Annotated in this window: 14 protein-coding genes; 7 read left to right on the forward strand and 7 right to left on the reverse strand. The window is 65.3% G+C overall.

Annotation, left to right across the window (positions count from 1 at the left end; genetic code table 11):
* Positions 1-20 precede the first annotated feature (20 nt).
* Genes AruPA_RS06630 through AruPA_RS06640 form a run of 3 tightly spaced genes read left to right on the forward strand, consistent with a single transcriptional unit; the run spans position 21 to position 2,459 of the window.
* Positions 21-734, forward strand: coding sequence for an SDR family oxidoreductase (locus AruPA_RS06630; RefSeq protein ID WP_265635859.1), 714 nt, complete (start codon positions 21-23; stop codon positions 732-734).
* Positions 724-1,215 carry a PRC-barrel domain-containing protein gene (locus AruPA_RS06635; RefSeq protein WP_265635860.1) on the forward strand — a complete coding sequence of 164 codons (492 nt, stop codon included), beginning with the start codon at positions 724-726 and terminating at the stop codon, positions 1,213-1,215. Before AruPA_RS06630 ends, AruPA_RS06635 begins: the two co-directional genes overlap by 11 nt.
* The gene (locus AruPA_RS06640) at positions 1,212-2,459 is read left to right on the forward strand and encodes an MFS transporter (protein WP_265635861.1); all 1,248 of its coding nucleotides are present in this window, start codon (positions 1,212-1,214) and stop codon (positions 2,457-2,459) included. The genes AruPA_RS06635 and AruPA_RS06640 overlap by 4 nt, the downstream gene beginning before the upstream one ends.
* Here AruPA_RS06640 and AruPA_RS06645 read toward each other — a convergent pair.
* Positions 2,405-4,522, reverse strand: a complete 2,118-nt coding sequence (locus AruPA_RS06645; protein ID WP_265635862.1) for an amylo-alpha-1,6-glucosidase — start codon at positions 4,520-4,522, stop codon at positions 2,405-2,407. The two genes, AruPA_RS06640 and AruPA_RS06645, sit on opposite strands and share 55 nt — an antisense overlap.
* Before the next feature lie 377 nt (positions 4,523-4,899).
* Between AruPA_RS06645 and rpmB the strand changes: the two genes are divergently transcribed.
* From rpmB to proC, 3 genes are all read left to right on the forward strand, one after another.
* Positions 4,900-5,202, forward strand: a complete 303-nt coding sequence (gene rpmB / locus AruPA_RS06650) for a 50S ribosomal protein L28 (RefSeq protein ID WP_265635863.1) — start codon at positions 4,900-4,902, stop codon at positions 5,200-5,202.
* A 193-nt stretch (positions 5,203-5,395) separates the two neighbouring features.
* A complete protein-coding gene (locus AruPA_RS06655; protein WP_029312125.1) occupies positions 5,396-5,899 on the forward strand; it encodes a YbjN domain-containing protein in 504 nt (167 codons plus the stop codon).
* Positions 5,896-6,711, forward strand: coding sequence for a pyrroline-5-carboxylate reductase (proC, locus tag AruPA_RS06660; protein WP_265635864.1), 816 nt, complete (start codon positions 5,896-5,898; stop codon positions 6,709-6,711). Before AruPA_RS06655 ends, proC begins: the two co-directional genes overlap by 4 nt.
* Before the next feature lie 77 nt (positions 6,712-6,788).
* Here the strand turns inward: proC and serA are convergent, their stop codons facing one another.
* From serA to AruPA_RS06680, 4 genes are all read right to left on the reverse strand, one after another.
* Positions 6,789-8,375 carry a phosphoglycerate dehydrogenase gene (gene serA, locus AruPA_RS06665; protein ID WP_265635865.1) on the reverse strand — a complete coding sequence of 529 codons (1,587 nt, stop codon included), beginning with the start codon at positions 8,373-8,375 and terminating at the stop codon, positions 6,789-6,791.
* A 29-nt stretch (positions 8,376-8,404) separates the two neighbouring features.
* Complete coding sequence (locus tag AruPA_RS06670) at positions 8,405-9,295, reverse strand: PhzF family phenazine biosynthesis protein (protein WP_265635866.1); 891 nt, start codon at positions 9,293-9,295, stop codon at positions 8,405-8,407.
* Positions 9,292-10,473, reverse strand: a complete 1,182-nt coding sequence (locus tag AruPA_RS06675) for a phosphoserine transaminase (RefSeq protein ID WP_265635867.1) — start codon at positions 10,471-10,473, stop codon at positions 9,292-9,294. The genes AruPA_RS06670 and AruPA_RS06675 overlap by 4 nt, the downstream gene beginning before the upstream one ends.
* Before the next feature lie 116 nt (positions 10,474-10,589).
* Complete coding sequence (locus tag AruPA_RS06680; protein ID WP_265635868.1) at positions 10,590-13,316, reverse strand: glycosyltransferase; 2,727 nt, start codon at positions 13,314-13,316, stop codon at positions 10,590-10,592.
* Between the two features lie 205 nt (positions 13,317-13,521).
* Between AruPA_RS06680 and AruPA_RS06685 the strand changes: the two genes are divergently transcribed.
* Entirely contained in the window at positions 13,522-14,814 is a 1,293-nt protein-coding gene (locus AruPA_RS06685; protein WP_265635870.1) for a hemolysin family protein, read from the forward strand.
* A 100-nt stretch (positions 14,815-14,914) separates the two neighbouring features.
* Here AruPA_RS06685 and AruPA_RS06690 read toward each other — a convergent pair whose 3' ends face one another.
* Both AruPA_RS06690 and AruPA_RS06695 read right to left on the reverse strand, forming a co-directional pair.
* Positions 14,915-15,724 (reverse strand): transglutaminase family protein, encoded by an 810-nt coding sequence (locus tag AruPA_RS06690; protein ID WP_265635871.1) that lies wholly within the window; start codon positions 15,722-15,724, stop codon positions 14,915-14,917.
* 28 nt (positions 15,725-15,752) lie between these two features.
* Positions 15,753-16,727 (reverse strand): transglutaminase family protein, encoded by a 975-nt coding sequence (locus tag AruPA_RS06695; RefSeq protein WP_265635872.1) that lies wholly within the window; start codon positions 16,725-16,727, stop codon positions 15,753-15,755.
* Positions 16,728-16,773 lie beyond the last annotated feature (46 nt).

Raw genomic sequence — 16,773 nt, forward strand, 5'->3', positions numbered from 1 at the left:
AATGACAAGGGGGGTGAGCCATGGATCATGCACAGCGGGTTGCTCTGGTGTCCGGTGGCGGACGTGGCATCGGTGCCGCGATCGCGGCGCGCCTGGTGGCTTCGGGTCATGTTGTGATCGCGGCGGATCGCAATATCGCGGGGCTTGCGGCCCCGCCGGGGGTGCGGTTGGTGGCCTGCGATGTAGGCGATGAAGCAGCCGTGGCGGCGTTGATCGAGGGTGTGCGTGCCGCGCATGCCCGGCTCGATGCGCTGGTGTGCAATGCCGGGTTCATGATCCGCAAGCCGATCCGCGAGCTTAGTCTGGCGGAGTGGCGATCGGTGATCGATACGCATCTGACCAGTATTTTTCTGCTGGTGCGGGCGGCCGAGCCGCTGCTGCGTGCGGCGAAGGGTGCGGTGGTGACGATGGCATCGACCCGGGCGCGCATGTCCGAGCCGGACACGGAATCCTACGCGGCAGCCAAGGGCGGCATCGTCGCGCTGACTCATGCGCTGGCGATGTCGCTGGGGCCGGACGTGCGGGTGAACTGCATCAGCCCAGGGTGGATCGATACACAAGGGCATGAACTGTCCGCGCGCGATCATGCGCAACACCCGGTCGGGCGCGTCGGGGTGGTCGATGATATCGCGGCGCTGGCGGCGTTTCTGCTCGGGGCCGAGAGCGGTTTCATCACCGGGGCCGAATTCGTCGCCGATGGCGGCATGACGCGCAAGATGATCTATGCGGAATAGTCTGGTGGTGGCGGCAATCCTGGCGTCAACCCTAACTGCGGCGGCACAAATACCCTATGGCGCGGGGCCGACCGCGCAATTGCCGCCGCCACCGCCGGTCGTGCTGCCACCCCAACCCAAGCCGCCGAAACTCGAGCATCTGCCCAAGGTTCACGCCGAGGGCCTGCTCGGCCAGCCGGTCGTGGATGCGAAAGGCGCGGTGATTGGCCATGTGGTCAATGTGCTGATCGACCAATCCGGCCAGCCGAAGGCCGCGGTCGTGGAGTTCGCCGGGTTCCTGGGCGTTGGCGATCGCAAGATCGCGGTCGCGTGGAGCGCGTTGCGGTTTTCCGTGGTGAAGGAACAGATCGCGATCATGGTGACGCTGGATGCCGCGAAGCTCAAGGCATTGCCGGAATATCAGGAGGCCGACCGTTCGGTGCCGGTTGCTGTGGCCAGGTCCCGGAAGCCGCCGCCGTCCGATACCAAAGCGACGCCTTGACCGGCGGAAAGGGCGCGCAACGCAGCCTGCGCGGGCTGGACTGGCTGAATTTTTTCGTGGCCGATGTGCAGACCGGTTTTGGCCCGTTCATCGCGATCTATCTCACCACCCAGCGTTGGACTGATCTCGCCATCGGTAGCGTGCTCTCGCTCGGCACGCTGGTCGCCATGGCCAGCCAGCTGCCGGCCGGGGCGCTGGTGGATTGGATGCCGAGCAAGCGGCTGGCGGCTGGCATGGCGATCGGCGCGATCACCGCAAGCGCGCTGCTGTTCGTGCTGCTGCCGAGCCATTTCGGGATCGGCCTCGCTGAGGTGATGCATGGATTCGCCAGCTGCATGCTCAACCCTGCGATCGCCGCGCTGACCATCACGATGGTGGGGTCCGCCGCCCTCGGGGAGCGACTGGGGCGGAATGCGCGCTATGCCTCCCTCGGCAACGGTGTCGCGGCGGCGGTGATGGGGGCCTGCGGCTATTATTTCGCGCCGGGCTCGGTATTCTGGCTGACCGCGCTGCTTGGCGCGCCATCGCTGTTCGCCCTCTCGCGGATCGAGCCGCAGCGTACCGCGCGGGCGCGGATGGCGGCGATGCGGCCGCAGCGTGGCACGCTCGGCGAATTGCGCGCGCTGTTCCTCGATCGACGGTTGCTGGCGTTCATGGCCTGCATCGTGATGTTTCAGATGGCGGATGCGGCGATGCTGCCGTTCGTCGGCAGCGAACTGGCGGCGAAAGCGGGCAATATCGCCAATCTGGTGATCGCGGCCTGCATCGTCACGCCGCAGGCGGTGGTGGCGCTCATGTCGCCCTGGGTCGGCCGCGCGGCGCAGCGCTACGGCCGGCGGGCGGTGCTGCTGCTGGGGTTCGGCGCCGAGCCGGTGCGCGGCGTGTTGTTCGGCCTGGTCACGGCGCCGGTGCCGGTGGTGCTGATCCAGTCGATCGATGGGATCAGTGCGGCGGTCATCGGGGTGCTGCTGCCATTGATCGCGGCGGATATCGCGCGCGAGCGGGGGCATTTCAACCTGATCATGGGGGCGATCGGGCTGGCGGTCGGGCTTGGCGCGACGGTGAGCACGGCGGCCGCCGGAGCAATCGCCAGCCGGATCGGCGATCACGCGGCGTTCTTTGCGCTCGCCGCGGCCGGGTTGATCGCGACCGTGCTGGTCTGGCTGCTGATGCCCGAGACCGAGCCGGCTCAGCCGACGATGACGCCGCCTTGCGTGCGCGTGAACGACAACGCGACCTTCTGACCCGCGAGACCGAGGTTTTCGATTATCAGCCGGTCGATGCCGGCGGGCAGCACCGGCCTGTCAACATTGGCCCGACCGCTGGCCGGATCGAACATGATGCCGAGGCAGGCATCGAGCAGCGCAGGCAGCGTGCCGGCCGCCCAGGCCTGCGGCGCGCAGGCAACCGGATAGGCGGTTGGCGCATGGTTGGGTTTCCGCGGAAAGCCGCAGAACAATTCCGGCAGCCGGTAGCGCTCGGCCCAGGTGCTGGTCGCGAGCATGGCGTCGAACAGACGCGCCGCCGACGCCCGGTAGCCGTAGCGGGCGAGGCCAAGGCCGATCAGCGCATTGTCGTGCGGCCAGACGGAGCCGTTGTGATAGGACATCGGGTTGAAGCGGGGTTGGCCGCGTGCGAGCGTGCGAATGCCCCAGCCGGAGAAGAAATCGGGCCCCATCAAGCGGGTCGCGACGGCTTCAGCGCGGCCGGGCAGGGCGATGCCGGTGAACAGCGCGTGGCCGGCGTTGGAGGCGAGCACCCGGCAGGGTCGTTTCGCGCCATCGAGGGCGAGCACGTAGAATTGTCGTTCATCATCCCAGAACCCGGCGTCGAACCGGGCCCGCAACCCGGCCGCCTGGCTGGCAAGGGATGTCGCGCGGTCAGCATCGCCCAGGGCCGCAGCCATGCCGGCGGCTGCGTTTTTTGCGCCGTAGACGTAAGCCTGCACCTCGCATAGCGCGATCGGGCCGGTGGCGAGCGTGCCATCCGCGTGAAAGATGGAATCGCGACTGTCCTTCCAGCCCTGGTTGGCGAGGCCGTGGCCGGTCTTGCGGCCGTATTCGACGAAACCATCGCCGTCTTCATCGCCTGGCCCGTCGATCCAGCCAAGGGCGGCTTCGATGTTCGGCCAGATGCCGCGGATGAACGCGGTATCGCCCGTGCGCGCGTGGTAGGCGCCGGCGAGCATGACGAACAGCGGCGTGGCATCGACCGAGCCGTAATAGCGGCGGAACGGCACTTCGCCGAGGCGGGCCATTTCACCGTCACGGCATTCGTGCAGGATTTTGCCGGGTTCGGCATCGGCGCTGGCGTCGGTCGTGGTCGCCTGATTGGCGGCGAGAAAGCTGAGCACGCCGCGCGCGAGGTCAGGGGCCAGCCAGAGCACCTGCAGCGCGGTGATGATCGCGTCCCGGCCGAAGGCGGTGGAGAACCACGGGACACCGGCATAGGGATACGGGCCGTGTTCGGTCGCGGTGGTCAGCATGATCAGATCATCCCGGGCGCGCAGCAGGGCCGTGTTCACCAGGGCATTGCCGGTGATCACGCTCGCAGCCTGCCGGCGCAGGGCGCGCCGGCCGTGCGCGGCGGCCTTACGGGCGGCACGGTAGTTTTCGATGCTGGCCTGATCGTCATCGGCACCGCATTGCGCCGCGATCGCAATGCGCGCTGTGGCACCCGGCGCCAGGGTCAGGTTGTATTGCGCTTCATCCACCCCGATCCGCGCCGGTTTGGGGTCGAAATCCAGCCGGGTCCAGCGGCGCACGTCATCGAGGCCGCGGCAGGCGAGCGTCACGCAATGGGCGGTAGTGCTCGGCGCCTCGAGTATACCATGGCGGGCGCGCTTGGTGCCGCGAACCTCGAACAGATCGGCAAAATCGGCCGCGAAACCGATCCCGATGGTAAGGGTCTGGGGTGTGCGCGACCAGTTGCCGAGGGTGAGCGCATCATGGCGGGTACCATGCCAAAGGAAGGTTTCGCGCCGAAGCGAGATTTCGTTGGCATCGTCCCCCATGTCGGTCACGCCATCCGGCGCGGCGGCGGCCAGATCGCAGACCAGGGTCGCATTGTCGGTGCTCATCGCGCCGCTCAACAGGCGTGGCCGGGCGCCGTTCAATGTGACAGTGAGGCGCGATAGATGGCGGGTGTCGTGGAAATAGACCCCTTCACTGCCGGCGCTCATGTCGCCGGTGATGCCGAGAATGGCGAAACAATCGTCAGATTTCAGCGTATAGGGACGATCTTCGGCATGGATGGCGTCGGCCGCGACGGGGAAAGTCTGGTCGCCCAGCGGGTTCGGATTGGTCACGCGCAACTCCTGTGACGGGGGTTGAGCGGATCATGTAACACGCATCAGCCTCGGGGCCGATTCTGATAAAAGTAAGGTAAAGGGACGCACTTCTTTTGTGAAAAGAAGATGCAAAAAACTTTTTAAATCCGGGGCACGGGCGGTTTTACCGGCACGCGCCCGGATTACCAAAGTTTTTTTGCGTCTTTTTGGTTCACAAAAAAAAGAAGACCTTACTCCTGACCTGCGGTCACCTTATTTCGCCGGGCGCTTGACCCGCGCGGCGGATTTGGCGATATAGCGGCGCAACACCGCGTCACGGCCTCCGTAGCGCGGGTGATCTTGTATTATCTATCACCGACCCGGCATGAGCTGGGCATTGGATCGAGGCCTGCGTTATGACCCGTCGCTGCGAAATCACTGGCAAGAGCGTGCTTACCGGCAACAATGTCAGCCATGCGAACAACAAATCGCGCCGGCGGTTTCTGCCGAACTTGCAGGACAGCTCGGTGCAATCCGAAGCGCTGGGCCATTCGGTGCGCCTGCGCGTCACGCCGCGCGGGCTTTCGACCATTGAGCACAAGGGTGGCCTCGATGCGTTTCTGCTGACCACACCGAACCGCAAGTTGACCGAGGAAGCGTTGACGCTGAAGCGCCGCGTGATCAAGGCCGCCGCGAAGCGGGAGACGAAATCGGCCTGAGCTGCCGATATCTCCGCCCGGACCCGCGAAAAGACCCGCCCTTCGTGGCGGGTTTATTGTTTTGTAACTTTTACCTGACATACGGTGATACATACGGTGATTGCGGTGCGGCGCGAAATTCCGGTAGACTCCGATTCGGCACCGGCGATCCCGCCGTCAGCTAGACTTCCGTATTCAGGAGGAGACCCCGCGTATGACCTCCCTGGCCTCCCAGACCGCCGATCCGGTCGGAAATCCCCTCGATATCGTCGAACAAGTGATCGCCGCCAATGATTGGGCGTTCGATCGGCGCAGCGACAGCGAAATCGCCGCCGAGGCGCCCGGCCGCTGGTGCGACTACGGCCTGTATTTTTCCTGGTCGCACGAAATTTCCGTGATGCATTTTTCCTGCGCATTCGATTTGAAGGCGCCTGAGCGCCGCCGCAAGGCGCTGTACGAATTGCTGGCACGCGCCAACGAAAAACTCTGGATCGGCCATTTCGGCATGGATCAGGACGATGGCATGCCAGTGTTTCGCCACTCGGTTCTCCTGCGCGGCGCGACCGCGGCCTCCGCCGAAAGTGTCGAAGACATGGTCGATATCGCCGTCACCGAATGCGAGCGGTTTTTCCCCGCGTTCCAGTTCGTGCTGTGGGGCGGCAAATCCCCCGATGACGCCCTGGCAGCCGCCATGCTGGAGTGCGTCGGCGAAGCATGACAGACAGACTGCCACCGCTGCTGCTGGTCGGCGGCGGTAAAATGGGCGCCGCAATGCTCGCCGGTTGGCGCGAGCGCGGCATTACCCGCGTCGTCGTGATCGATCCCGGCGACAGTGCCCGCGCGCTCGCGGGGGAGGGCGTGGAAATCGTTGCATCACTCGCCGATGTGCCGGCGGAGTTTGCTCCCCAGGCCATCGTGCTCGCCGTAAAGCCCCAGATCGCTCCCCTCGCCGTGCCGCCGCTGGCACGTTTCGCCGGCAGCGCCCTGTTCGTCTCGATCATGGCCGGCAAAACCATCGATTGGCTCGCCGCCCGCCTGGGAGGCAACGCCGCGATCGTGCGGGCCATGCCCAATACCCCGGCCGCGATCCGCCAGGGCATCACGGTCGCCTGCGCCGGACCCACCGTTGCGCCTGCGCAACGCGATCTGGCGGAAACGCTGCTCGCAGCCGTCGGTGCGATTGAATTCGTCACCGCGGAAAAATTGCTCGACCCCGTCACCGCCGTCTCCGGCGGCGGCCCCGCCTACGTGTTCCTGCTCGCCGAACTGCTCGAAGCCGCCGCAATCGAGCAAGGCATTCCGGCACAACTGGCGACGCATATGGCACGCCAGACCATCATCGGTGCCGCAGGACTCCTCGCCGCCAGCCCCGAACCGGCTGCCGACCTGCGCCGCGCCGTCACCAGCCCCAACGGCACCACCGAACGCGCCCTGGCAATCCTGATGGCCCCCGATGCCTGGCCACATGCCATCAGCACCGCCATCGAGGCGGCAACCGCCCGCTCCCGCGCCCTCGGGCAGGAGGGTTAAGGCAATCTATTTTCTGTCATAAGGCCAGGGGACAGTCCCCTGGCCTTCTGCGTCCACGTCCAATCCAACCTCAACTCTCAGAACGCCAACTGGGTCGCCTGCATGACCTGGGGGAGGTGGCGGATGGCGGTGAGGGCGGGGTCGGGCAGGGTTTCGTCGATCGAGATCAGGCAGACGGCGTCGCCGCCCTGGGTGGCGCGGCCGAGGTGGAAGGTGGCGATGTTGATGCCTTGATCGGCCAGGATGGCGCTGCATTTGGCGATGAAGCCGGGTTTGTCCTGGTTGGTGACGTAGAGCATGTGCCGGCCGAAATCGGCTTCGACCTTGATGCCTTTGACTTCGACGAGGCGCGGTTTGGCCCCGCCGAACAGCGTGCCGGAGACGGTACGGGTCTGATCGCCGGTGGTGACCGAGATTCGGACGAGGGTTTGGTATTCACTGTCACGGTCGTGCACGGTTTCGGACATGTCGATGCCGTGATCGCGCGCGAAGACGGGGGCGTTGACCATGTTGACGCCTTCCATCATCGGCGCGAGCAGGCCGGCGAACAGGGCGGCGGAGAGCGGGCGGTGGTTGAGGTGGGCGGCGGCGCCCTCGTATTCGATGCCGACTTTGGTGATGACGCCGTGGCGCGCTTCGGTGAGTTGCCCGGCGAAGCTGCCGAGCAACTGGCACAGCTGCATGTAGGGTTTCAGCCTGGGCGCGTCTTCGGCGGAGACCGATGCCATGTTGACGGCGTTGGTGATGGCGCCGGTGAGCAGGAAATCGCTGATCTGTTCGGCGACCTGCAGGGCAACGTTCTCCTGTGCTTCGGTGGTGGCCGCGCCAAGATGAGGGGTGCAGACCACGTTGTCGAGCGTGAACAGCGGGCTCTCGGTCGCGGGTTCGACCTCGAACACATCGAGGGCCGCGCCGGCTACCTGGCCGGATTGCAGGGCGTCGTAGAGTGCGACCTCGTCGATCAGCCCGCCGCGGGCGCAGTTGACGATCCGCACGCCTTTTTTGGTTTTGGCGAGGTTTTCACGCGAGAGAATGTTGCGCGTCTGTTCGGTGAGCGGGGTGTGCAGCGTGATGAAATCGGCGCGGCCGAGCAGGGTGTCGAGATCGACCTTCTCGATGCCGAGCACGGTGGCGCGGGCTTCGGTGAGGTAGGGATCGTAGGCAACGACGCGCATTTTCAACCCGACCGCGCGGTCCGCGACGATCGAGCCGATATTGCCGGCGCCGATCAGGCCGAGCGTCTTGTTGGTGAGTTCGACGCCCATGAAGCGGTTTTTCTCCCATTTGCCGGCCTTGGTCGAGGCGGAGGCTTCGGGCAGTTGCCGGGCGAGCGCGAACATCAGGCCGATCGCGTGTTCGGCGGTGGTGATGGCGTTGCCGTAGGGCGTGTTCATCACGACCACGCCGCGGGCGGTGGCGGATTTGACATCGACGTTATCGATGCCGATGCCGGCGCGGCCGATCACTTTCAAATTGGTGGCGGCATCGAGCAATTCGCGGGTCACTTTGGTGGCGGAGCGGATTGCCAGACCATCGAACTCACCGATGATCGCGCGCAGTTCGGCCGGTGTGAGGCCGGGTTTGACGACGACCTCGACGCCGCGCTGCTTGAAGATGTCGATGGCGGCGGGCGACAATTTGTCGCTGATCAAAACTTTGGGCATGGGAAATCCTCGGGGGGAAAGGGAAAGTCTCAATCGATCGAGAGATGGCCTTCGGCGATGACGACGCAGGTACCGCCGATGGTGACGGTGCCGTCGGGGTCGACGGTGGCGCGCAGGCGGCTGGGCCGGCCCATCGCATCGCCCTGGGCGATCCGCAGTACCAGATCGGCGGGTGGCCGGGTCGAGGCGATCAATGCGGCGAGTGCTGCGTTGGCGCTGCCGGTCGCCGGGTCTTCGGCAATGCCATCGAGCGGCGCGAACATCCGGCAATGAATGTCGATGCCGGTGTGCGCGGCGTCCGGGTCCCAGGCATACACATGCAGCCCGCGCGCGAGGGGCGGGAAGGCGTGGAATGCAGATGTGTTCACCGTGATGCGGTCGAGCGTGGCCCGGTCGCGCAGTTCGGCGAACACCAGATCGGCGCCGACCGAGGCGATGCAGGGCGCATGGGTCTTCGTGACGATGTCGCTATGGTCGAGCCCAAGGCAGGCGGCGATGGCGTCGACCGGGATGGTCTCACCGCGCGTCAGGCGCTTCGGCGCGGTGACATCGGCGCCGACCGCATTGCCCTCGTGGCGGATCGCGGTGATCGGCACCAGGCCGGCCAGTTCCTCGAACACCAGGCGATCGCCCAGACCCTTGCCAAACGCCTCGCCCTGGCGGGCAAGCCAGAATCCGGTGCCGACATTCGGGTGCCCGGCGAACGGCATTTCCATCACCGGATTGAAAATCCGCACGTTTGCCGTGTTCGCCGGATCGGCCGGCGGCAGCACGAAGGTGGTTTCGGAATAATTGAACTCTCTGGCAATCGCCTGCATCGTCGCCGTGCCGAGTCCTTCGGCATCCAGCACGATCGCCAGCGGATTGCCGCCGAACACCCGATCGGTGAAGACATCGACCGTCGCGAACCGGCGTTTCATCGCGCGCCCGCCTCGGCCGCCACCCGATCGATCGCCCAGTCGATCCAGGGCAGCAGCGCCTCGATATTCGCGGTCTCCACCGTCGCGCCGCCCCAGATCCGCAGGCCGGGCGGTGCATCGCGGTAGGCGGCGATATCGTAGGCCACGCCTTCGGCTTCCAGCAGCGCGGCGATCCGTTTTGCCGCCTTGGCCTTGCCCTCCGCATCGCGGGCGGCGAACCACGGCGCCGCAATCGTCAGACAGATCGAGGTGCAGGAGCGGATCGCCGGATCGGTCGCGAGAAACGCAACCCGGTCGTTCGCCGCCACCCATGATGCAACCGCCGCGAGATTGGCCTCGCTGCGCGCGATCAGGGCCGGCAGACCGCCGATGCCCTCGGCCCAGCGCAACCCATCGAGCGCATCCTCGGCGGCCAGCATCGAGGGCGTGTTGATGGTCTCGCCGATGAACAAGCCTTCGGTGAGTTTGCCGCCGGAGGTCATGCGGAAGATTTTCGGCAGCGGCCATGCGGGCTTGTAGGTGGTCAGGCGCTCGACCGCGCGGGGGCTCAGCGCGAGCATGCCATGCGCCGCCTCGCCGCCCAGCACCTTCTGCCACGACCAGGTCACCACATCGAGTTTCGCGAACGGCAAATCCATCGCGAACGCCGCCGACGTGGCATCTGCGATCACCAGGCCGGTGCGGTCATCGGCAATCCAGTCGCCATTGGGGATGCGGGCGCCGGAGGTGGTGCCGTTCCAGGCGAGGACGACATCATGGCTGAAATCGACCGCAGCCAGGTCGGGCAATTGGCCATACGGCGCGGCCAGCACCCGCGCATCCGCGAGTTTCAGCTGCTTGATGACATCGGTGGCCCACGCCTCGGAAAAACTCTCGAACGCCAGCACATCGACCGGGCGTGCCCCCAGCATCGACCACAGCGCCATCTCGACCGCCCCGGTATCGGACGCGGGTACGATGCCGAGGCGCCAATCGGCCGGCAGGCCGAGGATGGCGCGCGACCGCGTAATGATCTCGGCGAGCTTCGCCTTGGGCTCCTTCGCCCGGTGGCTGCGGCCGAGCAACGCACCGCTCAGCGCCTCCAACGCATAACCAGGGCGTTTGGCACACGGGCCAGACGAAAAATTGGGATTGGCAGGACGCACGGCAGGCTTCGCCGGCACGGAAATATCCATCATCGGTCTCCCTTGCAGAAGAAAAGCGTCCCGGTGGGGGGACGTGACCCGCTGCGGGCCTTAGCCGATGATGGTGGGGAACGCAACCAGGCCAGGGGGCCGGGCCCCCTGGCCTGCAATCAATCGCCCGCCGCGGTGCGGGCCGAGATCGGCATGCGTGACACGGGGAGCAGCGCGGGCGCCGGCGCCGGCAAACTCTTGACGACTTTGGCCGGCAGCGCCGCCACGATCGAGACGCCGACCGAGGCAAGGTAGGGCAGCGACTGGGTGAACAGCACGACGCACCATAATTTGCTTTCCGGCGTCGCCCAGTGATGCCCGATGCCGACGCCGAGCAGCGCGCCCCAGGTGAGGGCCAGCAACACGAGTTCTTCCCGCGCCATCACCAAACCCTGCACCAGGGCGGGCGCATCCTTCATTTTCGGCGTCCGCAGGAACGGCAGTTTGTTGGTGAACAGCCCCTTCCAGACCGCTTTGCCGATCGTGTGCGACAGGGCGAGCCCTGCGATGGCGGCACCGATCCGGTCGCGCAGGCTGCAGTTCACCCGCGCCGCGTAGAGCGCGAGGATCTGCACGATCTTGAAGACAAACAGACCGACCGAGGGCAGCATGAACAGGATGATCGGGAACTCGAAGCGCACCGGGTCCAGGATCAGCCCGGCCGACCAGGCAAGGCCGAGGAACAGGAAGGCCAGGCCGAGCGCATCGCCCATCCAGGGCAGCCAGCCGGTCACGAAGTGCCAGCGCTGGCCGAGCGTGAGGGTGCGATCGAACGGCGAGAGCAGGGCTTTCCAATGCTTGCGGGTGATGCGCATGGCACCGTAAGCCCAGCGATAGCGCTGCTTGCGGAAGGCGTTGAAATCATCCGGCATCACGCCGCGGCCGAAGCTGCGCTTGGAATAGACCGCCTCATACCCGTCGCGGAACAGGCGCATGCCCAGTTCGCTGTCCTCGGTGATGCACCATTCGGCCCAGCCGCGCGTGTGATCGGCCGTGTCCTTGAGCAAGGCTTCCTTGCGGACCAGCGTCATCGTGCCGTGCTGGATGATCGCGTTGCGCTCGTTGCGATTGACCATGCCGATCTGGAAGAACCCGGCATATTCCCAGAACATCATGCGCTTGAAGATCGAGCCGTCGTTGTCGCGGTAATCCTGCGGCGATTGGGTGAAACCCACCACGGGGTCGGCGAAGGCCGGCACCATGCAGCGCAGCCAGTCGGGATCGACGATGTAATCGCTGTCGAGCACGCCGATGATCTCGGCATCGGGCGCGGTTTCACGCAGCGCGAAGTTGAGCGCGCCCGCCTTGAAGCCGGGATACTGGCCGAGGGTGAAGAAGCGGAATTTCGCGCCCAGCCGCGCACAATGCGCCGCCACCGGCTCCCACACGGCGCTGTCCTTGGTGTTGTTGTCGATCACCAGCACTTCGTAATCCTCGTAGTCGAGGGCGGCGAGCGCGTTGAGCGTCTGCTTCACCATGTCTGCCGGTTCGTTGCAGATCGGCAGATGTAGCGAGACTTTCGGCAGTTTCATGCCATGCGGTGCCGGCACCGGCTCGAAATGGCGCTTGCGCACCCGGCCGAACAGCGTCTCGGTCAGGTCGAAACTATCGGCGATCAGCAAAAACAGCAGCAGCGCCTGGCCCAGCGCGAGGGTGGACCACACCGCGGCGGCCGACCAGGACAGGTAGGTCTCGCCCATCGTCATCAGCAGCATCGCGAGCGCGGTGCCGAAACCCTGCACCAGCCCGGCAAAGATCAGCTTCCCGGCGATCCGCATATCCGGCCGGCGCGACAGCAGACCGATGGCGATCAGCAGCCCCAGCAGCGAAGCCCCGGCTGCCCAGGGCAACCACGCGCGGTTCTCCAGCACAGGGCCCGTCAACGACCATTTCGGTGCGCGCGACTGCGACCACATCCCCCAATACCCGGCGGCACGGCCTTCGAAGCTCGTCTTCCAGGGTTGGTCGAACGCTTCCATCACGAAATACGTCAGGTGTTTTTTCTGGGCGATATTGAAAAAGTCTCGCAGGAACGCCGCCTGATAGACGCGCGACGCCCGCGCGCCGCCGATATCGATCCCATCGGACGGCCAGCCGATCTCGCCAATCACGACGCGCTTGCCCGGAAACGCGCGCTGCACCTGATGCAGCCGGTGCAACGCGTATTGCACGGCGGTCTTTTCCGGCACACCTTCCCAGTACGGCAGCAGATGCACGGTGATGAAATCGACCGATTTGGCGAGTTCCGGGTGATGCAGCCAGGTGTGCCAGGGCTCGGCGGTCGAAACCGGCACATGGACGCGGGATTTGACGTAATCGATATCCGCCGCAAGCTGCGAAACCGTCAGGTTGCGGCGCAGGATCACCTCGTTGCCGACCATCACGGCTTTGACGTCGCGGTTGGCGTTGGCGACTTTCACCACTTTCCGCAACTCGGCCTCGTTGGCCTTGGGATGCTGGTCGAGCCAGGCGCCGAGCGTGACGTTCAGATGATAGCGCGCGGCCAGCGCCGGAATCTCGCCGAGATCGTTCTGCACGGTGTAGGTGCGGATGTTATGGGTCTTCGTGGCAACCAGCGCGAGATCGGATTTGATCTGCTTGATCGAAGGATACACGTTGCTCTGCGGGCTCTCGCCGGCATGGAACGGTGAAAACGCAAAGCCGCCGATCTCACCCGTATAGGGCGGAATATCGGTCACCGGCCGGTTCAGCGCCGCCCAGATGCCGAAGGTCGCTCCGGCCGTAGCAAAAGCCGCCAGCCACGAGGCGGGATTGCGCCAGCCCGAGCGGGCGCGCGGCCGGCTGACCTGGGGAGCGAGAGCGCGAAGCTGCGATTGATGCGTCATGAACCAACATCCGGTTGAGCGCAGAACCATCCTGCGTTGGGACCCAGATGCGTGTGCAGTGCGGCATCGCACGGGCCGGATTGTGGCGAAACCGGGGCATTTATAACGGTTTCGGCACGTCTGCCGTGCTAGAACGGCGCCGGGTTATTCTGATCGCGATATCGGCTATGCTATGTCCAGCTTACTGCTTTATCTCAAGGTCTTCATGCAAATCTTTGCAGAAATTGGTCTTTTATTTTTCCTGATCCTGCTGAACGCCGGGTTCTCCCTGGCCGAAATGGCGCTGGTGTCGTCCCGCCGGGCGGCGCTTGCGCTGATGGCGCAAAAACAAATGTCCGGCGCCGCCCGAGCGCGCGCCCTGGCCGACAAGCCGGACCGGTTCCTGCCGACCGTGCAGATCGGCATCACCGCCATCAGCGTACTGACCGGCGTGGTCGGCGGCGCGCAACTCGCGCAAGCCCTGACGCCCGAACTCAGGCACATCACCCTCATCGCACCGGTCGCGAGCACGCTGTCGCTGACCATCACGGTGGTCATCGTGACATTCCTGACCCTGGTGTTCGGCGAACTGGTGCCCAAACAGCTCGCCTTGCGCAACGCCGAACGCATCGCCTGCCTCGTCGCCCTGCCGCTCGATCTGTTCGCCCGCATGGCCGGCCCGCTGGTGCTGCTGCTGCGCGGGACCACCCATATCGTGCTGCAGGCGTTCGGCCCGGTCGATCCGCACCGCCGGGCGGTCAGTGAAGAGGAACTCAAAGCCATCCTTGCCGAAGGCACCGAATCCGGCATGCTGGAATCCGAGGAACGCGACATGATGGAACGCGTCATGCGCCTCGCCGACAAGCCGGTTCGCGCCATCATGACCCCACGCCAGGATATCGCCTGGCTCGACCGCACCGCGCCGCGCGGCCAGGTTATCACCGCGCTCAAATCGGCGCCCCATTCCCGCTTCGTGGTATGCGACCGCAGCATCGACAACGTCGTCGGCATCGTCCAGGCCAAGGATATTCTCGACCGCATGCTCGACGGCAAGGATATCTCGATCGCCACTTCACTCCGCCAGCCCCTCGCCGTGCCCGATGCCATCTCGGCACTCGATGCGCTCGAACGCCTGAAATCAGACCCGCTCGGCGTCGCCTTCGTGCTCGATGAATATGGCAGCTTCGAGGGCATGGTCACCGTCGGCGATTTGCTCGAAGCCATCGTCGGCGATGTCGAAGAACCCTCCCTCACCGAAACCGGCGAGGACGTGCCGGACCGTTTCGACCTCGACGGCCTCGAACCCGTCGATGAAGTGGCACACCGCCTCAAACTCGACGACCTGCCGGCCCATGGCTCCTACCACACTCTCGGCGGCTTCCTGCTCGCGCTGCTGAAACGCGTGCCCCGCCAGGGCGACGCCATCGCCTACGGCGGCTGGCGCTTTGAAGTCCTCGCCATGAATGGCCGCCGCGTCGAACGTGTCCGCATCAGCCGCGACCCCACCGTCGTTCCCTGAACCGTCGGGGCGATCGCCGAGGGACGAGGCGCGGGGATCAAGCAAGGTGAGGGGCGGGGTCTTTGTGCTGCCTAACCCGAACTTGCGCAAACCTCCGACATCACGACGCCACTTCGTCGGTGACAACCGTGAAGCCGGTGAGGATGCATTGGCCGAAGGTGGTGGTGATCGCGACGTCCGTGGCATCGCGACCCCGGGCCATCAGGATGCGCCCGATGCGGGGATGGTTGTGGCGGGCATCGCAGGTGTACCAGCGGCCGCCGAGGTAGACGTCGAACCAGCCGCTGAAATCCATCGGGTCGGGTGAGAGTGGTACGCCGATATCACCGAGGTAGCCGGTGCAATAGCGCGCGGGGATGTTCATGCAGCGGCAGAAGGTGATGGCGAGGTGGGCGAAGTCGCGGCAGACGCCGCGTTGTTCCATGAAGGCGTCCCACGCGGTTTTGGTCGGCCGCGCGCTCTGATAATCGAACGTGATGCGGTTATGGACGTATTCGCAGATCGCCTGCACGCGTGGCCAGCCGGGCTCGATATGGCCGAACAGCGAGATGGCGGTATCCGAGAGCCGGTCGGTCTCGCAGTAGCGGCTGCCCAGCAGGAACACCAGGATATCGGTCGGCAGATGTTCGACGGCGATCTGCGGCGCGCCATGGGGCTCGATGTCGGGGTCGCCGTAATCGCGGATCAGAAAGTCGCTGCGCATCGTCTGGCGGCCCGGCATGGCAACGATCCGGCTGCAGCAATTCCCGAACCCGTCGATATAATGGGTGACGGGCACAGGCGGGTCCAACACCAGGCGACCGTCCGTCAGCAGATCCGGCTCGCGCGAGGGGTGCAGGTTCAGCATCAACAGCATCGGAATCGGGGTCGGACAGTCGAACGAGATTTCAAAGCCAGCGCGGATTTTCATAATAAGGTCGCTCCTTGCGAAAATGGGGTCAACGAGGCTGCGGGCCGGGGTCGAAGGGCGGCGGGTCCATTCTGGTGACGGTCACCGCGACGTTCATCGCGAGGTGATCGGACGGGGTACCAACCCAGGTGCCGGAGAGCGGGACGGCCTGCGCCGGTTCGCGGACCACAGCGACACGGATCAGATCACGATTGCCGACGATGCCGTTGGTGGGATCGAATTCCACCCAGCCCGCCCCTGGCAGAAACACCTGCAGCCAGGCGTGGGTGGCGCCGCCGCCTACGTTTGTAAGGTTGCCGCGACCCGGCACGTGCAGATAACCCGACACAAACCGGGCGGCGAGGCCGAGCGCGCGCACCGCTTCCATCATCAGCAGGGCGAAGTCGCGGCAGCTGCCGCTGCCGAGTTTCAGCGTGGTGGTCGGTTCCTGCAAGCCCTTTTCCTCGCGCGCGACATAGGTGAAACCCTGCCAGATGGCCTGGTTGATGCCGCGCAGCAGGGCACTGGTATTGGTCGGACCGTTCGGCGACAGGAATCGGCGTGCCCACCGATCGACCTCATGATGCGGGTCGCGGTTGTGCCGCTCGATCAGGCGCATCAGATCCGGCATTTCATCACCGCCGTAGGTGAAGGGGTAGGTCAGGGCATAGTCTTCGAGCGTCAGGTCCGGCACCGTGCCGTCTTCGGCGTGGCTCGGGCTGTGTTGCAGCGTCACGGAGCTGTCGAAGCATAATTCAGTGGTGCGGGCGCCGAAACTTGCATAACCCACGTGATTGCCGAACACATCGAGCATCCAGCGCTGACGGATCGGCGCGGGGTTGATGATGAGGTTCGCGTTCAGAACGCGCTGATCGTGGCCTTCACGCGGGCGGAACATCATGCGGTGTTCCCCCAGCGCAACCGGCTGGCGGTAACGATAGGTGGTGACGTGGCGGACTTCGAGAACGGGCAAGATCAGGCGCGACCGGACGGTGCGCCGGATGACCGGACGGTTCTGACGCATGATGCGCCAGCTCCCCTCACGAGGGGTCGATAGAAGATCTGCATGG

Origin of the sequence: Acidiphilium sp. PA (genome assembly GCF_026191915.1) — a bacterium.
Taxonomy (GTDB): Bacteria; Pseudomonadota; Alphaproteobacteria; order Acetobacterales; family Acetobacteraceae; genus Acidiphilium.